Here is a 23,512-nt window from a genome sequence, read left to right on the forward strand (position 1 = left end):
GAATTTTATGTCGTGCTTTTCTTTTTTATACGTGAACCAAATTATTTGCTTTTTAATTTTCTTACTAATTTTAGAATTAGTAATATTGTGTTATGATGACTAAAAAGATGTTATTTAACAACAGATTTATGAGTTTAATTATACTTAGTTTTTTAACTGGTATAATTTGCGCTCAGGATTTACCGCCAATTGTAAAGTATAGTTCTACATTATATGGTGCTGGAAATCAAAATTGGATGATTTCACAGGATAAAAATAATTTTATGTATTTTGCTAATAATGATGGTTTATTAGAATTTAATGGTTCAAACTGGACGTTGTATAAATCACCAAATGAGACAATTATGCGTTCCGTCAAAGTAATTGGCGACAGAGTTTATACAGGTTGTTACATGGAGTTCGGGTTTTGGACTAGGGAAAAAAATGGAAAATTACAGTACTTTTCGCTAAGCCAAAAAATAAAGTCTAAAATTAATGTTGATGAACAGTTTTGGAATATTTTAAATTACGATCAATGGGTTATTTTTCAATCGCTTGATAGAATATATATTTATGATACTAAATTGAAAGTATTTAAAACAATCGTTCCTAAAGACAGTATTTTAAAATCATTTAAGACATCAAATTCGATTTATTATCAAACAGTTAACTACGATGTTTTTGAAATTGAAAATGGTTCTAGCCAATTAATATTAAGTAGAACAGTAATAAAGGATAATAAAATCGTAAATATCTTTGCAGTTGAAGATGGCTTGCTGCTGCACACCCAACAGAATGGCTTTTATAAGTTTACAAAGGGCAGTTTAGTGAAGTTTAATACTGAAGCAGATACTGAAATTTCATCAAGCAGTATCTATAGTAGTCAAATGATTGAAAATGGTAACTTTGCGGTAGGAACAATTTCGAATGGTGTTTTTATATTGAGTCCAAACGGAAAAGTGAAATATCATATTAAACAAAGTAAAGGGCTTAGTAATAATACTGTTTTATCTATTTTTGAAGATATCGACCATAATATTTGGCTTGGTTTAGACAATGGGATAAACTGTTTAAATCTTCAATCTTCTATAAGAAGTTTTTTTGACGAAACAGGCACTCTAGGTACGGTTTATACCTCTATTCTTCACAATGGTAAATTATACATCGGAACAAATCAAGGTTTGTTCGTCAAAGATTATTTGAAAGATAATCAATTTAAATTTGTTGCTGGGACTAAAGGACAAGTTTGGTCCTTGTTTATTCATGAAGGGAACTTATTTTGCGCACATGACTCAGGAACAATTATTATTGAAAATGGCAGTTCAAAACAAATTTTCTCTCAATCAGGAACGTGGAAGATAATAGCCGTACCCGGTAAAAATAATTTATTACTACAAGGAAATTACTATGGAATTTCTGTTTTAGAGAAAATCAACAACAATTGGGTTTTTAGAAACAAAATATCTGGATTTAATTATTCCTCCAAACATTTTGAGATAACAGATCGTAAAGAGGTTTATATAAGTCATGAGTATAAAGGTGTTTTTCGTTTTCAAATAGATGATGACTATAAAAGTAGTTCCAAAATTTATGCTTATTCCCGTCCCGTAAAAGGTAAAAATGCTAGTCTTTCAAAATTTAATAATACAATTTATTATGCTTATAAAGATGGAATTTTTAGGTTAAATCAAAAGACGAAACAATTTGAAATCGATAAGTCTTTAAGCGCGATTTTCAACCATGACGAATATACATCAGGTAGATTAATCATTGATGATACCAATAAATTATGGCTATTTTCAAAAAGTAATATTAATTATTTTACCGTGAATAAACTTAATTCTGAGTTAAAAAAAAATGTAATATCAATTCCCTCATCTATTACAAACTCGATGCTAGGATATGAAAACATTACACATTTAACTAACTCTAATTATTTAATTGGAACGACTGATGGTTACTACACTTTTAATATTAATGAATTAAATAATAAGAATAATAAAATATTGATATCTAATGTTAGTGCCAATAAACAAAATGAAAAATTAGTTAGTTACTCGATAACTGAAAAAGGGGAGTTTTCGCATGATGAAAACAATATTACATTTAGTTATACAACACCTGCATTCAATAAGTATATTATTACAGAATATCAATATTTACTAGAAGGATTTCAAGACGAATGGAGTGATTGGAGCACCAAGTCTACAATTAATTTCAAAAATTTATCACCTGGTGATTACACATTTAAAGTAAGATCTAAGTTTTTAAATTCCCAACAAGAGAATAGTGTAATTTATTCTTTTACAATTGCTAAGCCTTGGTATATTACTAATATTGCTTTGGTTATTTATCTAATATTACTATGTTTGTTTGCATACTATGTTAACAAAGCCTACGGTAATTATTATCACAAGCAAAAACAAAAATTAATTGAAGAAAATAATTTGTTGTTGGAAATTAAAGAATTAGAAAACGAACAACAGTTAATGAAATTAAAAAATGAACAGCTTTCCTCCGATGTAGATGAAAAAAACAGAGAGCTAGCCTTGTCTACTATGAGTCTGATTAAAAAAGATGAATTACTTACACTCATAAGGGAAGATTTAAAAAAGTCTACCGAAGAGACAGGTTCAAGAAGTATAAAATCTATTATTAATACAACAATTAATAAGAACGTAATTGTTGATAATGCATGGAATGTTTTTAAAGACGCGTTTGATACTGCGGATAAAGATTTTTTAAAGAAAGTTAAATTAGCCCATCCATCATTAACACCAAATGATTTAAGATTATGTGCTTATTTACGATTAAATTTATCATCCAAAGAAATAGCTCCTTTATTAAATATTTCAGTTCGTAGTGTAGAAATAAAACGCTATCGTTTGCGTAAAAAAATGGATTTGCCTCATGAAACAGGCCTTGTTGAGTACATTCTTTCGATTTGATACTTTACTTTTTAAGTGAATTCACCTATACAAAAGCTATACATATACCAAAATTAGTTGGAGCAAATTCTTATCTTTTTCTCCTTTAGCGCTAATTATACAGTCGTTTTATCTTTATTTAGTAGATTATTTTAATTTGTATAGTTTGTATTTTAATTTTTTTTTAATGTAAATTGTAAAAAATGTAAATTTACAATTGATAATTTTATTTGTTAAATATTGCTATTTACCTAATAATACAAGGCCTAAATTAAAGATATCACATTTATTGGCACTAAAACCTGTAACTAACTCAAACTTTATTATATTTTTCAAACCAAACAACTTTTAACATGAGAAATTTTATTTTACTATTTACCTTTTTGCTTTTATCACTATCAGCATTTTCACAGGCTAACAAAATTGTACTTAAAAACAATAATGATGGTTTTAGGCTGGAAGTTGATGGAAAAGATTTTATTGTAAATGGAATGAACTGGGATTATTTTCCTGTTGGTACAAACTACAGTTACAGCTTATGGACACAGCCCGATACTTTCATCCAGCAAGCGTTGGATAATGAAATGGGGTTGTTAAAAAATATGGGGGTTAATACCATAAGAGTTTATTCGGGAATGCCGAAGAAATGGATAGAGTATGTTTACACTAACCACGGGATTTATACCATGCTTAATCATTCTTTCGGTCGTTATGGTCTAACTCTCGACGGAGTTTGGACACCTAACACAGAGTATTCCGACGCCATGACAAAAGAAATGCTGCTTGCAGAGGTTACCAAAATGGCCCAAGATTATAAAGACACTAAAGGTTTGCTGTTGTTTTTGCTTGGTAATGAAAATAATTACGGTCTTTTTTGGGATGGAGCAGAAACTGAAAATATTCCTATTAAAGATAGAAAATCTACAGTTCGAGCTCAAGCAATGTATAAATTGTTTAACCAAGCAGCTGTTGCCATGAAAGCAGTCGATAAATCACATCCGATAGCAATATGTAATGGTGATTTATTATTTTTAGATATTATCGCTAAAGAATGTAAAGATATTGACATATTTGGTAGTAATGTGTATCGCGGTGTATCCTTTGGAGATTTATTTGAAAGAGTAAAAAAAGAATATGGAAAACCAGTTCTATTTACAGAATTTGGTTCTGACGCGTTTAATGTACTTTCAAATCAAGAAGATCAGGAATCACAAGCTTTTTACTTAAAAGGGAATTGGAGAGAAATCTACGAAAATGCCGACGGTATGGGTAAATCTAATAATTCATTAGGAGGTTTTACGTTCCAATTTAGTGATGGTTGGTGGAAATATGGTCAGACCAAAAATTTAGACATGCATGATAGCAATGCGTCATGGTCAAATGGTGGCTATCAAAAAGATTTTGTAGAAGGACAAAATAATATGAACGAAGAATGGTTTGGTATATGCGCTAAAGGTCCAACAAATGCTAAAGGTTTTTATGACTTATATCCACGTGCTGCTTATTACGTTCTAAAAGATTTACATGAATTTAATCCTTACGCTCCAGGAAATAATACCGCTAATTTAAATGCTCTTTTTGACGACTCTAGTTTAATGGACGCTTCGCTTCGCGCTCGTGGTGACAAAGCGGCACTTTCTGGCGGTGAAAGTTCAGTTTTAAGTTTAAGTACTTTGAGAGCAGAGTTTACAACTTTTAATACGGGTGGACATCTTACAACAACTCCTGAAAATGCTGCTCCAAATAGTAATGTATATCCAACTCAGCAGGGCTTTGACCAGATGCAATCTTATTTTATAGGAGTTGAAGGTAAGCCTTCGTCAAATATGCGAGCTGAAGTTACTTTCAACGTTTTGGGTAACATTGCCGAAAATCCTATTGATGAAATTTTTTATGAAAATGTAGGCCGACGTCAAACTGTAGTTGGTGTTGTTGATGGACAAAATACCAATGTTGTTGTTAACGACCCAAACAGATTAAGAGTTTACCAAGCAGAGTTTGAGTGGAACGAAAAAGACTTTGATCTAAAAGGTTTTTACAGAACAGGTCATTATCATTGGGGTTATGAAGGTGATTTCTTTGGTTTATATCCAGAAGCAAATTATGGACCAAATCTTGATATTTACAACGGAGAAATTTCTGGAGTAGAGTTTGAAGGGAAAGGTATGTTTAAGGGATTGAAAGTAGCAGCTGGACCTCAATTATGGTGGGGTGCAAACCCTGCTTCTTTGATAAAGTACCAACGAAAATTTGGAAAGTTTGATGTAGCAGGTATATATCATAGAGATTTTAATACCAATGTTGTGTTCGACGAAACAGGAAGACGTGTTTTAAATCAAAATCAACTTCGTTCAGGTGTTATTCCACCGTGGGCAACAGAAAGAGCAACTTTAGCAGTTGAAAGAAAATTTGGAAAGCTGTCTATTGTAGTTGGAGGTATTTGGGGTGGAAGACCTTTGAATGGCAGTTCTTATCAAGATATAAATGCAAATGGTGAAGTAGTTGAGGATAAAATTAAAAGTAGCGATAACTGGGGTGGAAAATTCAAACTGACTTATCTCGGAGGTAAATTCAATTGGTATGGACAAGGTTCCTATATTGGTTTAGTTGCAGGTGGCGGTGCTGATCAAACACAAACCTTTACAGGTTGGAGATTAAAAGATTCAGGAAGTGGTAATATGACTAATCTTTTATCGGGTTTCACTTATAATATTGGCAAGCTGCAAATTGCTCCAAATTTTATGTACCAAGATCCTTTAGTAAACGCAATGCCTATGGGCTTTGGTGGCGCAGCACGTTTAAGAAATGTTATCGATGATCCGTTTGCTGTTAGAAATGGTAACAGAGAAATGTATGGTTATGAATTACTTTTATCTTTTGATCAAACTCCAGGAACTTGGATGTATGAATGGGATAACGATAAATCAGAAGATGCAAAATTTGCAATGAACCTTGGTTTCACTTACAGACGTTTACCAACTACAATGGACGCGCATATCGGTTTCTTAGCAGATCGTTCGTTCTTTGATTTTCCAGATGCTGCTCCAGCAGAAGATTTATGGGAAGTAAATTCGCGAGTGGTTTCTAAACTTAGTTCAGATTTGGGAATTATTGGTAATTTTTATGTAGGTAATGGTCAAGGTAACGGTGACTCACAAAGAACAATTAATAGATTCGGTTTTGATGTAAGAGCTATCTACACGAAATGGAAATTTATGTATGCATTAAAAATAAACGATTGGGGACCATTTGATTATCATAGAGATTTTAACCTTACATTCCCAGTTCAAACGATGCTCGATGTATCTTTCAGTTTAGGTAAACCAGATTGGTTTATTTTGCCAAATACAAGAATTGGAGTACGAGGAACTTGGCGTTCACTAGATCAATTTTCACCGAGATTTTCTCCTAATGTAGCTCCACCTTTTTCTAATGAACCAATAGTTAGTCCAGTTGGTTTTCCTGATGGTAGCGAATGGGAATTTAGAACCTACATTCAAATTAATATTGGAAGGTAATATATTGTAAATAAATCTGTTGTATAACGATTAAAATTAGTAACTATGATTAATGTTATAAGCAAAAAAAGTTGTTTATCAGGTTTAGCGTTTATGGCTTTATCCTTTTTAGTTTTAAGTTGTGAAAGAGATGTTTCTGATGACTCAGTACTAGCTTCTTTTCCATCAACTGCAGACATTTTTACCGACGCACCAGTTGGATTAACTGATGCTTTTTTTGAGTCATTTGATCCTGCAACAGGTGCTAATCCAACTGGGTTCAATACTGATAACGAAGTGTCCTACGTAGGAAGTTCATCAATTAGAATTGATGTTCCAGCACCAAATGATCCAAATGGAGGATACATTGGCGGAATTTTTAGAGACCGTGGTCAAGGTAGAAACTTAACTGGATATGATGCGCTTACGTTTTGGGTAAAAGGCTCAACTACCGCTACCATTGGCACAGCTGGTTTTGGAGTTGATTTTGTAAATAATAAATACAGTGCAACCGTTGACAACATTCAATTATCAACAAATTGGAGAAAAGTTGTAATCCCAATTCCAGATGCTTCCAAACTCACACAAGAACGTGGAATGTTTATTTTCTCCGCAGGAACAGACAGTACAAATGGACAAGGATATACTTTTTGGATTGATGAATTGCGTTTTGAAAAATTGGGAACTAATGCACTTGTACAAGCATACATCTTAAATTCTCAAAATATAGTGTCTAATACTTACACCGGTTCAACACAAAATATTAATCAAATAGGTTCAATTTTTAATTTGTCAAACGGACAAAATGTTTCCGTAAATGCTGCCTATGGCTATTTTGATTTTATGTCTTCTAATAATAATGTAGCCAATGTAAGTGAGCAGGGTGTGGTTAATGTTGTAGGACTGTCAGGAGCAGCGGTTATAACAGCGAAACTCGGAAGTCAGTTGGCGCAAGGTTCATTAACAATTAATTCAAATGGTAATTTTCCGCAGTCTCCAACGCCGACAAGACCTGCATCCAATGTAATTTCTATTTTTAGTAATGCTTACACAAATGCCGTTGCTCCAAATTTCACGCCTGGTTTTGGTGGTTCTTCCACTGTTACAACGATAGACTCTTTTAATGGAAATCAAATTGCTTCCTATACTACTAATAATTTTACAGGAATTATGTTTGTTGAAACACCTATTAATGCTACAGCAATGACATTTATGAATGTAGATGTTTTTGTACCTACTGCCGCAACCTCAATTGAATTTCAAATTAGAGATATTGGTGCAAATCAACAAATTGAAACAAATGTGAATAATGGCAATCCAACAGGAGATGATCGTGATAAAAGGTTTACCGCAACTGGTCTTATTCCTGGACAGTGGAATACAGTTACAATCCCACTAGATGGAAATATTGCGACCCAAAAAAATAATTTGGGTGCTATAATTCTCGTTGGTGGTCCAAATTTTATTTTAGATAATATTTACCTTTATTTCTTATAGAATTAAAAAACATTTTAAACCTATATCTAATTATATGCTAAACAAGAATAATTAGTAAAGAATTTAAAATAACCATATAACACCTACATACAGTTATATTTTAACTTAAAAATTATAAAGTGTCTTTACCCATTAATTAAAAATAAAAAATTATAAATATGAAATTGAAAACAAATAGAATTATAGTTCTTTCAAAACTAAGCCTGGTAGGTCTTGTGTTTTGTTTCACAAGTTGTGAAAGAGAAGTTTCGGATGACGCGGTTTTAGCCAGCTTTCCAAAAACTGCTGAAATCTTTACTGATGCTCCAATCGGTTTAACCGATGGTTTTTTTGAGTCTTTTGACCCAGCTACGGGTGCCAATACATCCGGTTTTAATACGGATAGTAATACGGCATATGAAGGAAGTACATCTATAAGGATTGATGTTCCTGCACCAAATGATCCAAATGGAGGTTACATCGGCGGAATATTTCGAGATCGTGGCGAAGGAAGAAATCTAACCAGCTATGATGCATTAACATTTTGGGCAAAAGGATCAACCACAGCCACGTTTGAAACAGGCTTTGGTATTGATTTTCTCCAAAATAAATATCAAGTTACTACAAACGTTCAGTTATCTACAACTTGGAGAAAATATGTAATTCCAATACCTGATGCAGCAAGGCTTGTACAAGAGCGTGGTATGTTTATGTTTGCCGCTGGTACCAATAGTACAAACGGAATGGGCTACACTATATGGTTAGATGAAATTCGATTTGAGAAATTAGGTACTACAGCTCTAGTTAATCCATTTATATTTAACGGAGATAATCGCACAGCTGATGGTTTTGTTGGCGGAAGTCAAATAATAAGTCAAATTGGTGCTGTATATAATTTATCCTCTGGACAAAATATTTCGATTAATGCAGCGCCAGGATATTTTAATTTTAATTCTACCAATTCATCAGTAACTGGTCCTTTTCAAACAAATGCGGCTGGTCAAGTATTCACCAATGTAATTGGTACTTCTGGTACAGCCGTTGTTACCGCAACTTTACGTAATGCTACGGCGCAAGGATCGTTGACAATCACTGCGCTTGGTAATTTTCCAGGTGCTCCAGTACCAACAAGACCTAGTAGTAGTGTAATTTCAATTTTTTCAGATGCTTACATCAATGTGCCAGTAAACTATTATAATGGATATTGGCAGCCATGGCAAACAACAGTATCAGAAGATTTTTCTGTAAATGGTGATAATATTTTAAATTATAAAAATTATAATTTTGTTGGTATAGAATTTAGTAGTCCAACGGTAAATGCCACAAGTATGACACATTTTCATGCTAACTTTTATATTCCTGGGCCTATTGCGCCTGGCAGACAATTACGTGTTATAATAGTTGACTTTGGTGCGAATGGTGTTTTTGGTGGAGGAGATGACACAAGGCATTCTACTACATTCGTGGCACCAACACTTGTTTCACAAAATTGGATAACAATTACAATTCCATTCTCTGCGATGCCAAATTTAGCCAGTAGATCCAACTTAGGACAAATTATCTTTGAAGGTGGTGATAATTCAATTTTATGGGTCGATAATATTTATTTTTATAACAACAATTAAAATACATTGAAATGAAAAATATAAATAACAAATTTTCCAGTTTAGCTTTGCTTTCTTTTGGACTTCTTACTTTTTTTAGCTCTTGTTCGGAAGACTCTACACAAACAGTTGTAACTAAATTCGATTTAGTTATGGAAGATAACTTTGATGTAAATGGTGCACCAAATCCGGCTAATTGGACTTTTGATGTAGGAAGAGGTCCATTGGGAAATGGTTGGGGAAACAATGAGCTACAATTTTACACAGATAGACCTGAAAATGCTGTCGTGCAGAATGGTTATCTAATCATAACAGCGAGGCAAGAGGCTTTTGGAGGCGCCAGTTATACCTCTGCCAGACTAAAAACAAGAAATAAAATTGAACAAAAATATGGCCGTTTTGAGGCTAGAATTAAACTACCTCAGGGAAAAGGTTTTTTTCCAGCTTTTTGGATGTTAGGTAGTAATTATTGCGAGTCACCAGCTTTTGATGGTTCAGGAAATGTGATTTGTGATAGCTCAAATCCAAGTTATGAAGCAGGTAGTGTATTATGGCCTCAGTGTGGTGAAATTGATATAATGGAATATCTTGGTAACAAGCCTACTGAGATATTTGGGACTATTCATGGACCAGGTTATTCTGCTGGACAAAGTCTATCAAAAAAGTATGCGCTACCTAACGGAAGATTTGATACTGATTTCCATGTTTTTGGCGTTGAATGGACCGAAAACTATATAAATTGGTATGTTGACAATGTTTTGTACAGTCAGATTACAAGAAGCGATGTGGAAGAAGTTGGAGGCCAATGGGTTTTCGATAATTCATTTTTTATGCTTTTGAATTTAGCTGTGGGTGGAAATTTACCAGGAAGTCCTGATAACAACACAACGTTCCCGCAAAGAATGATTGTAGACTATGTTAGAATTTATCAATAAAAAAAAGAAACAATGTATAAATCGATAAAAATTTTAAGTTTTTTTGCTGTAATAATAAACCTTGTTGCTTGCGATACACCCGAAGAAGTTATTAGTGCTCCAAAAAATTTTGTTGTTAAGTATACTTACGTTAAAGAAGCTGAAGCCGGTAAAATCACCTTCATAAATACAACTGAAAATGCAGATAGTTATTTTTGGGATTTTGGTGACGGTACAAGTTCTACTATTAAAAATCCTGTTAAGACTTTTACGCAAACGGGCGAATATTCTGTTCGTCTCACCTGTTCAAATTTGGCTACTTCAACTGTAAAAAGTTATGTAAGCACTATTTCAGTATTTGTTTTTCAAGGAGGATTAATCCTTAATGGCGATTTCGAAGGTGGAATAAATCCGTGGCGTTTAGGAGTTGCAAATCCAATTCCATCTATTTTATTGGTTACTGAAAATCAGAATACCTACTTTTCTGTAAATGTAACAGCTGCGGGTAATCCTTTTGACGTTAATCTTTCTCAAATAGGTATTACTATGACTCAAGGAACTACATACCGCTTAACTTTTGATGCATGGTCAGATATTAACAGAAGTATGGTCGTTGGTATTGGTTTAAGTGGAGCACCGTTCACCAACCAATCAGTTACCAGAAATATTACGCCAACTGTCCAAAGTTTCAGTATCGATTTAGTTGCCAACTTTAGTAGTGCAAATAGTAGAGTTATTTTTGATTTGGGTGCAGCTGTCGGTAGGGTAAATATTGATAATGTTACCTTGAATGTAGTTCCATAAACTTTTATCCTTTTTTTTATACTTAAGTTAAACCTTTTCATTTTTTGAAAAGCTAATAATATAATGTCCATATGCAATTAATTGATATCGAAGGAGAAAAATTTTATAAAATTAAGGATAGTGACAAGATGCGTCCTTTTTTCATGAGTATTGTTAGTGACTCTAACCATTGGATGTTTATTTCAAGTAACGGCGGAGTAACAGCCGGACGTAAAAATGCAGAGTTTGCTTTTTTCCCTTATTATACTGATGATAAAATCACCGAATTTGCCGATATAACAGGTAGTAAATCGATTTTTCAAATTAAAAAAAATAATGAAGTTCATCTTTGGGAGCCATTTTCTGAGCGTTTTAATGATAAATATTCAATTACAAGAAATCTGTACAAAAATACCTACGGAAATAAAATTATCTTCGAAGAAATACATGAGGATTTCGAGCTGACTTTCCGTTACCAATGGTGTTCTAGTAATCTCTTCGGATTTGTAAAAAAATCTGAATTGATAAATCTTTCAATTAATGATTTTGAAATTACTTTAATTGATGGTATTCAAAATATTTTGCCACAAGGTGTAAGTGCAGATTTGCAAGCTACTACAAGTAATTTAGTCGATGCATATAAGAGAAATGAGCTCCATGAGGAAAGTGGTTTGGGAATTTTTGCTCTTAGCGCTATTATTGTGGATAAAGCGGAACCAAGTGAAGCTCTTAAAGCTAATGTTGCTTGGTCATTAGGACTTGAAAATCCAAAGTACTTACTTTCATCTAAACAACTTGCTGCATTTAGAAAACGTCAAAATGTAGTTCAAGAAACAGATGTTAAAGGGGAAAAAGGCGCTTATTTTGTCTCTACAAATTTGTCTTTGAAAGCGAATACCTGCAAATCATGGCAAATAATTGCTAATGTAAATCAAAATCAATCTCAAGTCATTCAGCTAGCAGATGCTATTTGTAATGACGCAACTTTAGGTAGTCAAATAAATAAAGATATTGAACAGGGTAAGCAAAATTTAATTGCTTTAAATGCCACTGCTGACGGTTTACAATTTACCGCTGATCACAGAAAAGATACTCGTCATTTTTCAAACACTTTATTCAACATAATGCGTGGTGGAATTTTTGATAATAATTACCAAATAGAGAAAAGTGATTTTGTAAAATACATTGCAAAAGCCAATAAAGTAGTGTATGAAAACGAAGCCTCTTTTTTGAATAATCTTCCTATTACTTTTGAATATTCCCAGTTGCAAAAAATAGTTTTAGAAACTGATAATTTAGACCTAATCAGGTTATGTACAGAATATTTACCTTTAAAATTCAGTAGAAGACACGGTGATCCAAGCCGTCCTTGGAATAAATTTTCTATCAATACAACTAGTGAAATTGATGGTTCTAAAATATTAGACTATGAAGGAAATTGGCGCGATATTTTTCAAAACTGGGAGTCGCTAGCCAATGCTTTTCCTGAGTTTATCGATGGAATGATTCATAAATTTTTAAATGCATCAACTTTTGATGGATATAACCCTTATCGTGTGACCAAAGATGGTTTTGATTGGGAAACTATCGAACCTGATAATCCGTGGTCATACATCGGTTACTGGGGTGATCACCAAATTATATATTTATTGAAATTTTTAGAATTTATTGAAAAGTACCAGCCAGGTAAATTGAATTCTTACTTCGATAAAGACTATTTCGTATACGCAGCCGTTCCTTACACTATAAAGTCCTACCAAGATATTTTGGTAAATCCTAAAGATACAATTGAGTTTAATCACGAGTGGGATTCAAAAATTAATAAACGAAGAATTGAAAATGGTGCCGATGGAGCATTGTTAAGAGATAATAACGATGAAATTTATCACGTAAACTTTATTGAGAAAATACTAGCTACCGTTTTGGCAAAAATGTCAAACTTTATTCCCGAAGCAGGAATATGGATGAACACCCAAAGACCGGAATGGAATGATGCAAATAATGCTTTGGTTGGCAATGGAGTTTCTATGGTAACTTTATGTTATTTACGTAGATTTTTGAAGTTTTTTCAACAAATTTTAGAAAACTCTAATCAAGAAACTATCAAGATTTCCAATGAAATGGTGGAGTTTTATCATGCTGTTAGAGAAAATCTTATTGCTTTTCAACCGTTGTTATCAGGAACAATTTCGAATGAAGATAGAAAAAAGATTCTTGATACACTGGGAATTGCCGCTTCCGAATATCGTTTTCAAATTTACAATAGTGGTTTTTGGGGTAAAAAAAGAACCCATTCCATGGAAGGTTTAAAGAAATTTACACAAGTAAGTATTGACTTTATAGAACATTCCATCAAAGCCAATCAACGTCAAGACAAACTGTATCACGCTTATAATTTAATGTCTGTAGAAAATAATACAGTTTCTATTTCCTATTTACCAGAAATGCTTGAAGGTCAAGTGGCCATTTTGAGTTCAGGATTACTTTCGGGCAAACAATCACTTGAAGTATTAAATGCTTTGCGAAATAGCAGTTTATATAGAAAAGATCAAAATAGTTATATCTTATATCCCAATAAGGAGCTTCCAAAATTTTTAGAAAAAAATACAATACCTAGAGAAAAAGTTCAAAATTCAGCACTTTTAAAGAAACTTGTTGATGATAATAATTTACAAATTATAAATAAAGACCTAAAAGGTAACTTTCATTTCAATGGTAATTTTCATAATGCAAACAATCTGAAAGAAGCGCTTACAGTTTTAGAGAACAACAAGGAATATAAAGAATTAGTAAATTCAGATACCGTTACAGTATTAACTATTTTTGAAGAGGTTTTTAATCACAAAGCTTTTACTGGTCGTTCAGGAACTTTTTATGGTTATGAAGGTTTAGGCTCTATTTATTGGCACATGGTTTCGAAATTACATGTTGCCGTCCTTGAGGTTATCAATCAAGCTATTGATAATAAAGAAGAGCAAATAGTTATCGATGCATTAATTTCTCATTTTGATGAAATTGGTGATGGAATTGGAGTACACAAATCACCTGAAGTTTATGGCGCTTTCTCTACTGACCCATACTCACACACACCATTTAACAAAGGTGCACAACAACCAGGAATGACGGGTCAAGTAAAAGAAGATATTTTAACAAGAGTAGGCGAGTTAGGTGTTAAAATGAAAGACGGTAAATTACAATTTAAACCTAATTTTCTCAAAAAAGATGAGTTTTTAACTCAGGATACCGATGTGACTTTTGTGATGATAGATGGATCAAGTAAAACTTTCAATCTTAAAAAAGAAAGTTTAGCTTTTACAACATGTCAAGTACCAATTATTTACAGAATTGACACAGCAAGCAAAATTGTTTTGAATTATAACAATGGAGAAACTAAAACTTTTGAAACTTTAGAATTAAACGAAGAAGAAAGCAATAAGATATTCCATAGAACAGGTGAAATAGAAAAGGTTGAAGTGTATTTAAACACTACTATTTTAAGATAATGAAACATCTGATTTACATAATATTACTATTGTTTATATCGTGTAAACCAGCCAATACAAGAAATTTAGTTTCAAAAGAGATGACTGCAGAAAAATTATTAGGAAACAAAGAGTATCAGGCCATGTCTTATGGAGGTTATAGAACCAATTCCAGAAGAGTTCAACCTACTATTTCTCAATTGAAAGAGGATATGAAAATTCTTTCTGCAATGGATGTTAAAATCATCAGAACTTATAATGTTCATCTTCCAGAAGCAGTAAATGTTTTAAAAGCTATAAAAGAACTCCAGCAAGAAAATCCAGATTTTGAGATGTACGTTATGCTTGGAGCTTGGATTGATTGCAAAAATGCATGGACAGGTTTTGAACCTAATCATAACGAAGAAAGTGAAAGAAACGCTGCTGAGATAGCGCACGCTGTGGAATTGGCAAATGAATATCCAGAAATAATAAAAATAATTGCCGTAGGAAACGAAGCTATGGTAAAATGGGCAACAGCCTATTATGTGCAGCCTTCCATAATTTTGAAATGGGTAAATCATCTTCAAGATCTTAAAAAGAAGGGTCAGTTATCAAAAGATTTGTGGATTACCAGTTCCGATAATTTTGCATCTTGGGGTGGCGGTGATAAAGAATACCACACCGCTGATTTAAATCTCTTGATAAAAGCGGTAGATTATATATCAATGCACACTTATCCAATGCACGACACGCATTATAACCCAGTTTTTTGGGGAGTTTCTGAAAGTGAATTTCAACTTTCTAAAGAAAAACAATTGGATTTGGCCATGCAAAGGTCGGTTGATTACGCAAAAGCGCAATTCAATTCAGTAAAAAAATATATGCAAAGTTTGGGTATACAAAAACCCATCCATATCGGCGAAACAGGCTGGGCAACCTATTCTAATGAGTTGTACGGAAGCAAAGACTCTAAAGCAGTAGATGAGTACAAAGCGGGTCTTTTTTATCACAAAATGCGAGACTGGACAAACAAGCAAGGCGTCGCTTGCTTTTATTTTGAAGCTTTTGACGAGCCATGGAAAGACGCGGGAAATCCCGGTGGTTCCGAAAATCATTTTGGACTATTCACAGTGGATGGTAATGCAAAATACGCTCTTTGGGATGTAGTAGATAAAGGTGTTTTTGTAAAATTAAAGAGAGACGGTAACACTATTCAAAAAACATTCAATGGAAATTTGAAAAGACTATTAGACTCTGTAGAAATGCCACCAATAAAAGAATTTGAAAAGGAACTAATGAATACAAAATGAATTGAATTATGAAAATTCAACAATTTTTATACCTAGTAGTATTATTAAGTATGATAAATACCCAAGCTCAAAAGAAAAATTGGACTTTAGATGTATATGAAACGTCCGAAAAAGGAAATGCTTTAACGAAAATTACAACTTTTTCAGAAAGTGAAAATGCTCTTGCCATTGCTATTAACCCAAAGCAAAAATTTCAAACCATTACTGGTTTTGGCGGCTCTTTTACCGAAGCTTCGGCCTTTTTACTCAATCGATTGAGTAAAGAAAATCGTAAGAAAATCTTAGATGCTTATTTCAGTGAAGAAGGTGCGAATTATTCATTAACACGAACACATATAGCGTCTTGTGATTTTTCTTTAAGCAATTACACCTATGCCAAAGTTGAAAATGATATGACGTTGCAACATTTTACCATAGAAGATGATAAATCCGACTTAATACCGATGATTTTAGAGGCAAAAGCGATTTCTAAAGGTGGTTTTAAAATTATTTCTTCACCATGGACGTGCCCACCATGGATGAAAGACAATAAAAACTATGTAGGAGGAAAATTACTACCCCAATTCAATGATGTTTTTTCACTGTATTTTTCAAAATACCTCGAAGCTTATAAAAAGGAAGGTATTGATATTTGGGGTGTTACCGTTATCAATGAGCCACACGGAAACGGAAACAACTGGGAAAGTACGCTGTTCTCTCCAGAAGAAATGACGCTTTTTGTTCAAAATCACCTTGGACCCAAATTAGAAAAAGACGGTTGGAAGGATGTAAAAATATTTGGGTATGACCAAAACAGAGCGGGTTTACCAGAATGGGTAGATGCGATGTTTAAAAATGAGGCGACATCAAAATATTTTGCAGGAACTGCCATTCACTGGTATGAAAGCACCTATGATTATTTTGCGAAAGAGTTGCAATATGCTCACAAAAAAGCGCCCAACAAATATCTTATTGAAACGGAAGGTTGTGTAGACTCAGAAATTCCGCATTGGCAAGACGATGCTTGGTATTGGAAAAAAGAAGCCACTGATTGGGGTTGGGATTGGGCATCAGAAAAAGAAAAACACTTACATCCAAAATATGCTCCTGTTAACCGCTATGCCAATGACATTATTGGCTGTTTAAACAATTGGGTTGATGGATGGATAGATTGGAATATGGTTTTAGACCGTCAAGGTGGACCAAATTGGTTTAAAAATTGGTGTGTGGCGCCAATCATCGTTGACCCTGACAAAGATGAAGTATATTTTACGCCTTTGTATTATACGATGGCGCATTTTAGTAAATTCATGCGTCCCGGTGCTACAAAAATAGGTTGCACGATTAATTCAAAAGAAGTAGTGACCACAGCAGTACAAAATCCAGATGGCTCTGTTGCTGTTGCGATTTTTAATCCATCTGAAGTAAAACAATCAATTGAAATTCAGTTAAATAATCAAAAAGAAATGATTTCTATCGATGCAAAAGCTTTGCAAACAGTAGTAATAAAACCAAACTAACCAAACAATTTAAAATCTTACTTATGTCTAACAACACTACAAATACCAAAGCAATGGTTCCTATGTACAAAAAAATAGCTTTTGGCATAGGAATGCTAGCTAATCAAATGTTTCCTGCCGCGCTTGGGGTTTTTATGGTTGTTTTATTAGCCGGTTTTGGTTTTGATCCTTGGATGGTAGGATTTTTAACTTTTGCTCCGCGATTATTTGATTTTATCATAGATCCTATAATGGGATTTATAACTGATAATACTCGTTCAAGATGGGGAAGAAGAAGACATTACGTTTTTATTGGGGCATTGATTATGGGAATTTCCTTTTTATTGATGTGGCAAATTTTTAAAGAGAACGGCGTTTACTTTAATTTTATATACTTTCTTAGTTTTAAGCTATTACTCTATTTAGGATTAACGATTTTCAGCGTTCCGTTCGTCGCAATGGGTTATGAAATGAGTGAAGATTTTCACGAAAGAACCCAGATCATGGCAATTGCTCAATGGATTGGCCAATGGGCATGGGTAATTGTACCCTGGTTTTGGATAATTATGTACGATAAAGAATTGTTTACAAATCCCGAAGTTGCCACAAGAACATTGGCTATCTGGGTAGGAATTCCATGTATGATTTTTGCGATGGTTCCTGCATTTTTTATTACTGCAAAATCAACAGTTGACGAGACTTCATTCAAATCAATAAGTATTAGAAATATTGGCGAAATTTTTAAAAATTTAATACACGAATTTAAAGAAGCTTTCAAAATTGCCGATTTTAGAAAATTATGTTTTGCCACTTTTTATACCTTTAATGCGTTTAATACTGTTGCTCAATTTACATTTTTCATTATTGTATATTATTTATTCAATGGGAATCAACAAGCCGCCGGAATTTGGCCAGCCATTTTTGGAAGTGGTGGTGCATTAGTAACCACTTTTTTAGTTATTCCTTTAGTAGTAAAAATGGCCAAAAAAATTGGTAAAAAGAAAGCATTTTTGGTTTCGCAGTCCATCTCAATTTTTGGGTACATTTTACTTTATTCTCTATTTATTCCGGGAAAACCCTACTTATTTTTAATTGCAATTCCTTTCTTTTCCTTTGGTATAGGAGGATTGTTTACTACAATGATGTCAATGACTGCTGATGTTTGTGATGTTGATGAATTAAATTATGGATTGCGTCGCGAAGGTATTTTTGGTGCTATTTATTGGTGGGTTGTAAAGTTCGGATTTGCAGTAGCAGGATTGCTAAGTTATTTAATTCTTGATGTAATTAATTTTGACGGAAATTTAGCTCAGCAATCGCCAGAAACATTATTTTGGTTGCGCTTTTGTTTCTCAGCAATTCCAATCACTGGAACACTAATCGCTATTTTTTACATGTGGAATTATGGTCTTACTGAAGAAAAGCTGAAAAGTATACAAGATGAATTAGCCAAAAGAAAACAAAAAGGGAAAACGCAATCATCTTCTTATTTATCAGGAAAATTAGCTGCATTATTAAAAGATAAAGATTTAAAAACTTCAATACATACCGCACTTAATCAAAAAAGTAGTATAGAATTAAAAGCTCTTTTTTCCGAAACGTTAAATAATGGATTACACGGTTTATGTTTTAGTGCTTATGTTGACAATCAAAAAGTGGGTGATATTTTATCTGAAAGTCAAATCAAAAGACGTATCGACATTATCGCTCCATATTCAAAATGGGTTCGTTCATTCTCCTGTACAGAAGGTAACGAGTTAATACCAGAAATTGCGAAGCAAAAAGGATTGAAAACAATTGTTGGAGCATGGATTAGCAATGATAAAGCTAGAAATGAAAAAGAAATTGATGCCCTAGTTGCGCTTGCAAAGTCAGGTTTGGTTGACATAGCAGTTGTCGGAAATGAGGTATTACACCGAAACGAGATTTCAGAACAGGAACTTGTTACTTATATAAATAGAGTAAAAGTTGCCTTGCCAAATATTCCAGTTAGTTATGTTGATGCATATTATCAGTTTTTAGATAGACCTAATTTGATATCAACTTGTGATGTATTGCTAGTGAACTTTTATCCTTTTTGGGAAGGTGCTTCTATCGATTATGCAACAACCTACTTGCAAAACATGTATGAAGTCACCAAAAATATTGGTCAAGGAAAGAAAATCATCATCTCAGAAACAGGCTGGCCAAGCAAAGGAGAAACGGTTGATGAGGCAATTCCAACAGAAGTTAACGCCATGAAATATTTTATATCTTCCCAAGAATGGGCAAAAAATAACAACATAGAACTATTTCATTTCTCTTCTTTTGATGAACCATGGAAAGTAGTTCAGGAAGGAACCGTTGGAACAGCTTGGGGAATTTGGGATGAAAATGAAAAATTAAAATTTTAATTTATTTATATTATGTCATTTAGAGAAGGTCACTATTTTTCATTAGAAAATAATCGAGATAATGGTAATAAAAGCGAATATCAAACTTTTGATTTTGCGGATTTATCTTTGCCAAACATTAAAAATACCTGGAGAGAAACGCTAGAAAACGGAATGCATGGTATTTGTTTCAGTATGTATGAAGACGGACAAAAGCCTGGCGATATTATTACTTCAGAACAAGTTAATCGTCGAATTCAAATTTTAAAGCCATATACCAAATGGGTTCGCTCTTTTTCATGTATTGAAGGAAACGAATTTATTCCTCGAATTGCTCACGAAAATGGAATGAAGACACTTGTTGGTGCTTGGCTTGGTGATGATTTAGAAAAAAATGAAAAAGAAATCGAAGCATTAATACAATTAGCAAATGAAGGTTGTGTTGATATTGCAGCCGTTGGTAATGAAGTAATGTATCGTAAAGACTTGACGGAAGAACAATTAATAGCATACATTAATCGCGTTAAAGTAGCTTTACCAAACATTCCGGTTGGCTACGTTGATGCCTATTATGAGTTTTCTCATCGTCCGAATATTACAGATGTATGCGATGTAATTCTGACTAATTGTTATCCCTACTGGGAAGGTTGCCCAATAGAATATAGCTTTCACCACATGGTTAGTATGTTCAATTCTGCTAAAGATGCCGGAAAAGGGAAGCGTGTTATTATTACCGAAACCGGTTGGCCAAGCGAAGGAGGTTTTTTAAAAGGAGCTATAGCAAATAACGAAAATGCCATGCGCTATTTTATTGAGTGTATTAGTTGGTGCAATAAATATGATGTAGAAGTATTTTACTTTTCCTCTTTTGATGAGTCGTGGAAAGTTGGTCCTGAAGGCGAAGTTGGTGCTTATTGGGGTTTATGGGATAAAAATGAAAAATTAAAATTTTAAAAGATTAATCTAATGATTAAAAAAAAATATTTTAAAGCTCTTGTAGCTTTTCTTTTCGTGTGTCAATCTGTTTTTTCACAAGTTGATGTTGTTTATAATGACTTAGTTTGGTCGGATGAGTTTAATATTGATGGTCCATTAGATGCCAATAAATGGTTCCATCAAACACAAATTCCTGCTGGTGGCAGTTGGTTTAATAACGAAGTCCAGCATTATACTAATCGATTGGCGAATTCATTTGTAGCAAATGGTAATTTAAATATCGTAGCAAGAAAAGAGACATTTACTGATCAAAATGTAACAAAACAATATACATCAGCAAGATTAAATTCAAAATTTGCATTTACCTATGGTCGAGTAGATATTAGAGCAAAAGTACCTAACGCACAAGGAACATGGCCTGCATTATGGCTTTTAGGGAAAAATATCAATGAAGACGGCGGTTTTTTTGATCAAAATTTTGGAACAACTAGTTGGCCTGCATGTGGTGAACTTGATATTATGGAACATGGTATTTTCCCGAATCAACCTATAAATTATATTGGTGCGGCTATTCATACTCCTTCCTCTTTTGGGAATACTATCAATAAAGGAGGCATACAATTGAATGACATCAATCAGAACTATCATATTTATTCGATGAATTGGTCACCTAATCAAATTACATTTTTATTAGACGGAGTGGCTTTTTATACGTATAATCCTGCTGTAAAAAATGCAAGCACTTGGCCTTTTGATGCAGATCAATACTTTCTGTTTAATATTGCTATGGGTGGTTTTGCAGGTACAATTCCAGCAAATTTTACACAAGCGAGTATGGTTATAGATTATATAAGAGTATATCAAAATACCGCAGTTGATACAATTGCGCCAACAAATTTTACAGCATCTATAGGAACTGTAACGGGAACTTCGGTTCAATTGTTAATGAATGCCGTCGATAATTCAGGAACTGTTTCTTATACTATTACCTATCCTGGTGGAACTCCAGTTAACTCATTTTATCCGTCTGGTTTACAAAATGCTGTTGTAATTCCAAGCTTAATTCCAAACACCAATTACACTTTCACAATAACCGCCACCGATTTAGCTGGAAATGTGGTTAGTAATAGTCCTATTGTACTAAATGCAACCACTACTGTAAATCCACAATGTGGTGGATTTGACACACAAGCTATCGAGGGAACATTTAATCTTGGTTACAACTACACCTTTGAAACTATTGGAACTGATGTAAAAGTAACATTTACCTTATTAGATCCAAAAGTTGGTTTAGTAGCTTTTTTAAGAAGACAAAATCCCTTTTCTGAAACACAAATGACTAATGTGTCAGGACAGACATTTACTCAAACTATTACAGGACAAACTATAGGTTCTACAATAACTTATGCTGTAAAATTTGCTTTTGCTGGTGGTTTAGCAGTCACTCGTTTTGTTTCTTACGTTGTTGGTTCAAATTGTACATTAGGAACAATTGAACCTACAAATTTCACGCAAATATGTTATCCAAATCCGGTTGACGACATCTTGTATTTACAATTACATGACTCGCAAAATAAAATTACTTTAGTAGATGTTATCGGCAAAATACATTTGTCAACAACTGTTCAATCTGAACATACCTTGAGTATGGGCGATTTCAAACCAGGTGTGTATTTCTTAAGAGTAGAAAACTCTCTTGGTAGTCAAAACTTAAAAGTTGTAAAAAAGTAGCGTTCAGATTTTTTCTTCTTTATAAAATAGCATTTCTAGTATAAAATATAACTAGTATTTTTTTGTGTTTTCTTCTTTATTGTAAAAGGAATTAATTTAGTAATTCTATTTGATTTTTAACTTACCTGTTAAACTTTGTTTGATGTATTTTAATCAACATTATTACAAATGTTGAGCGAGATTTTTAATTTATTTTTTAATTTTTTTTACTAACATTTTTCGAATTTTCAACATCTATTTATGGTGAGATTCATTTTTTTTACTTTTAATTTGTTTTTTTAATTAAAATTTTGTTAAATTTGATTTATAAATAATTCTTAAACCTGTTTTGCCTATAGAAAATAATTACTTTTTAGATAAAAATTATATTTTAAAATCCTACTAAAAGGTAATATTATGGCAAAATTACAACTTCCAGATGCTATATTAGTTGATAAGTATATTTCAGGTGATGAGAATTGCTTGGCTATATTGGTAAAAAGACATCAATCAAAAATATATGGTTATATTTATTCAAAAGTTTTGGATAGAGATGTAACAGAAGACATTTTTCAGGACACTTTTTATAAAGTAATCTACACCTTAAAACAAAAAAAATACTACAACGAAGAGGGTAAATTTTTATCTTGGGTTTTACGTATTGCTAGTAATCTAATCATCGATAAATTTAGGAGCGATAAAAAGATGCCTTTAAATCGAGATACTGATGATTTTTCAGTTTTCTCTAAAATAACAGATTCTTCACGAAATATAGAAAACATTTTAATTAAAGAACAAGTAAATATTGACTTAAAAGTCCTTATCGAAAAATTACCTCACGATCAAAAAGAAGTTGTTATGATGCGTTATTTTCTTGAAATGAGTTTTAAAGAAATTGCCGATTTAACAGGGGTAAGTGTAAATACTACATTAGGAAGAATGAGATATGCAATGACTAATTTGCGAAAATTGATAGAAAAAAATAATATTTATTTGCCTTCATAAACAATAAAGTAGTTTTTTATACGTTACTATATAAACAACAAATAAACAGGTTATTTA

The 23,512-nt window shown here is 32.9% G+C and carries 13 protein-coding genes; all 13 read left to right on the forward strand.

What is annotated here, in order from left to right; translation table 11 throughout:
* Positions 1–128: 128 nt before the first annotated feature.
* The 13 genes from WFZ85_RS08300 to WFZ85_RS08360 all read left to right on the forward strand — a co-directional run bounded on the left by WFZ85_RS08300 (position 129) and on the right by WFZ85_RS08360 (position 23,455).
* On the forward strand, positions 129–2,927 hold the full coding sequence (locus tag WFZ85_RS08300; RefSeq protein WP_342695825.1) for a helix-turn-helix and ligand-binding sensor domain-containing protein: 2,799 nt from the start codon (positions 129–131) through the stop codon (positions 2,925–2,927).
* Between the two features lie 332 nt (positions 2,928–3,259).
* A complete protein-coding gene (locus tag WFZ85_RS08305; protein WP_342695826.1) occupies positions 3,260–6,424 on the forward strand; it encodes a glycoside hydrolase 5 family protein in 3,165 nt (1,054 codons plus the stop codon).
* A gap of 45 nt (positions 6,425–6,469) precedes the next feature.
* The gene (locus WFZ85_RS08310; protein WP_342695827.1) at positions 6,470–7,900 is read left to right on the forward strand and encodes a CIA30 family protein; all 1,431 of its coding nucleotides are present in this window, start codon (positions 6,470–6,472) and stop codon (positions 7,898–7,900) included.
* A 158-nt stretch (positions 7,901–8,058) separates the two neighbouring features.
* Positions 8,059–9,504 (forward strand): glycosyl hydrolase family 16, encoded by a 1,446-nt coding sequence (locus tag WFZ85_RS08315; protein ID WP_342695828.1) that lies wholly within the window; start codon positions 8,059–8,061, stop codon positions 9,502–9,504.
* Positions 9,505–9,515: 11 nt separating this feature from the next.
* Positions 9,516–10,418, forward strand: a complete 903-nt coding sequence (locus WFZ85_RS08320) for a glycoside hydrolase family 16 protein (RefSeq protein ID WP_342695829.1) — start codon at positions 9,516–9,518, stop codon at positions 10,416–10,418.
* 12 nt (positions 10,419–10,430) lie between these two features.
* Positions 10,431–11,201, forward strand: a complete 771-nt coding sequence (locus WFZ85_RS08325) for a PKD domain-containing protein (RefSeq protein ID WP_342695830.1) — start codon at positions 10,431–10,433, stop codon at positions 11,199–11,201.
* A 71-nt stretch (positions 11,202–11,272) separates the two neighbouring features.
* Positions 11,273–14,683 (forward strand): hypothetical protein, encoded by a 3,411-nt coding sequence (locus WFZ85_RS08330; protein WP_342695831.1) that lies wholly within the window; start codon positions 11,273–11,275, stop codon positions 14,681–14,683.
* Positions 14,683–15,954, forward strand: a complete 1,272-nt coding sequence (locus WFZ85_RS08335) for a glycosyl hydrolase family 17 protein (RefSeq protein WP_413789734.1) — start codon at positions 14,683–14,685, stop codon at positions 15,952–15,954. Before WFZ85_RS08330 ends, WFZ85_RS08335 begins: the two co-directional genes overlap by 1 nt.
* An 8-nt stretch (positions 15,955–15,962) precedes the next feature.
* Positions 15,963–17,453, forward strand: a complete 1,491-nt coding sequence (locus WFZ85_RS08340) for a glycoside hydrolase family 30 protein (protein ID WP_342695832.1) — start codon at positions 15,963–15,965, stop codon at positions 17,451–17,453.
* Between the two features lie 23 nt (positions 17,454–17,476).
* Positions 17,477–19,825 (forward strand): MFS transporter, encoded by a 2,349-nt coding sequence (locus WFZ85_RS08345; RefSeq protein WP_342695833.1) that lies wholly within the window; start codon positions 17,477–17,479, stop codon positions 19,823–19,825.
* A 12-nt stretch (positions 19,826–19,837) separates the two neighbouring features.
* Positions 19,838–20,758: a glycoside hydrolase family 17 protein gene (locus WFZ85_RS08350; protein WP_342695834.1), complete on the forward strand. Its 921-nt coding sequence runs from the start codon at positions 19,838–19,840 to the stop codon at positions 20,756–20,758.
* A 12-nt stretch (positions 20,759–20,770) separates the two neighbouring features.
* Positions 20,771–22,471 carry a family 16 glycosylhydrolase gene (locus WFZ85_RS08355; protein WP_342695835.1) on the forward strand — a complete coding sequence of 567 codons (1,701 nt, stop codon included), beginning with the start codon at positions 20,771–20,773 and terminating at the stop codon, positions 22,469–22,471.
* Positions 22,472–22,867: 396 nt separating this feature from the next.
* Positions 22,868–23,455, forward strand: a complete 588-nt coding sequence (locus WFZ85_RS08360) for an RNA polymerase sigma factor (RefSeq protein ID WP_342695836.1) — start codon at positions 22,868–22,870, stop codon at positions 23,453–23,455.
* Positions 23,456–23,512 lie beyond the last annotated feature (57 nt).

The sequence above is a fragment of the Flavobacterium aureirubrum genome (genome assembly GCF_038739835.1).
GTDB lineage: Bacteria > Bacteroidota > Bacteroidia > Flavobacteriales > Flavobacteriaceae > Flavobacterium > Flavobacterium aureirubrum.

Bases quoted from the DNA above. Each gene is read 5' to 3' on its own strand.
- WFZ85_RS08325 (WP_342695830.1), top strand. From the start codon at position 10,431: ATGTATAAATCGATAAAAATTTTAAGTTTTTTTGCTGTAATAATAAAC.
- WFZ85_RS08300 (WP_342695825.1), top strand. From the start codon at position 129: ATGAGTTTAATTATACTTAGTTTTTTAACTGGTATAATTTGCGCTCAG.
- WFZ85_RS08355 (WP_342695835.1), top strand. From the start codon at position 20,771: ATGATTAAAAAAAAATATTTTAAAGCTCTTGTAGCTTTTCTTTTCGTG.
- WFZ85_RS08310 (WP_342695827.1), top strand. From the start codon at position 6,470: ATGATTAATGTTATAAGCAAAAAAAGTTGTTTATCAGGTTTAGCGTTT.
- WFZ85_RS08330 (WP_342695831.1), top strand. From the start codon at position 11,273: ATGCAATTAATTGATATCGAAGGAGAAAAATTTTATAAAATTAAGGAT.
- WFZ85_RS08320 (WP_342695829.1), top strand. From the start codon at position 9,516: ATGAAAAATATAAATAACAAATTTTCCAGTTTAGCTTTGCTTTCTTTT.
- WFZ85_RS08335 (WP_413789734.1), top strand. From the start codon at position 14,683: ATGAAACATCTGATTTACATAATATTACTATTGTTTATATCGTGTAAA.
- WFZ85_RS08345 (WP_342695833.1), top strand. From the start codon at position 17,477: ATGTCTAACAACACTACAAATACCAAAGCAATGGTTCCTATGTACAAA.
- WFZ85_RS08350 (WP_342695834.1), top strand. From the start codon at position 19,838: ATGTCATTTAGAGAAGGTCACTATTTTTCATTAGAAAATAATCGAGAT.
- WFZ85_RS08315 (WP_342695828.1), top strand. From the start codon at position 8,059: ATGAAATTGAAAACAAATAGAATTATAGTTCTTTCAAAACTAAGCCTG.
- WFZ85_RS08360 (WP_342695836.1), top strand. From the start codon at position 22,868: ATGGCAAAATTACAACTTCCAGATGCTATATTAGTTGATAAGTATATT.
- WFZ85_RS08340 (WP_342695832.1), top strand. From the start codon at position 15,963: ATGAAAATTCAACAATTTTTATACCTAGTAGTATTATTAAGTATGATA.
- WFZ85_RS08305 (WP_342695826.1), top strand. From the start codon at position 3,260: ATGAGAAATTTTATTTTACTATTTACCTTTTTGCTTTTATCACTATCA.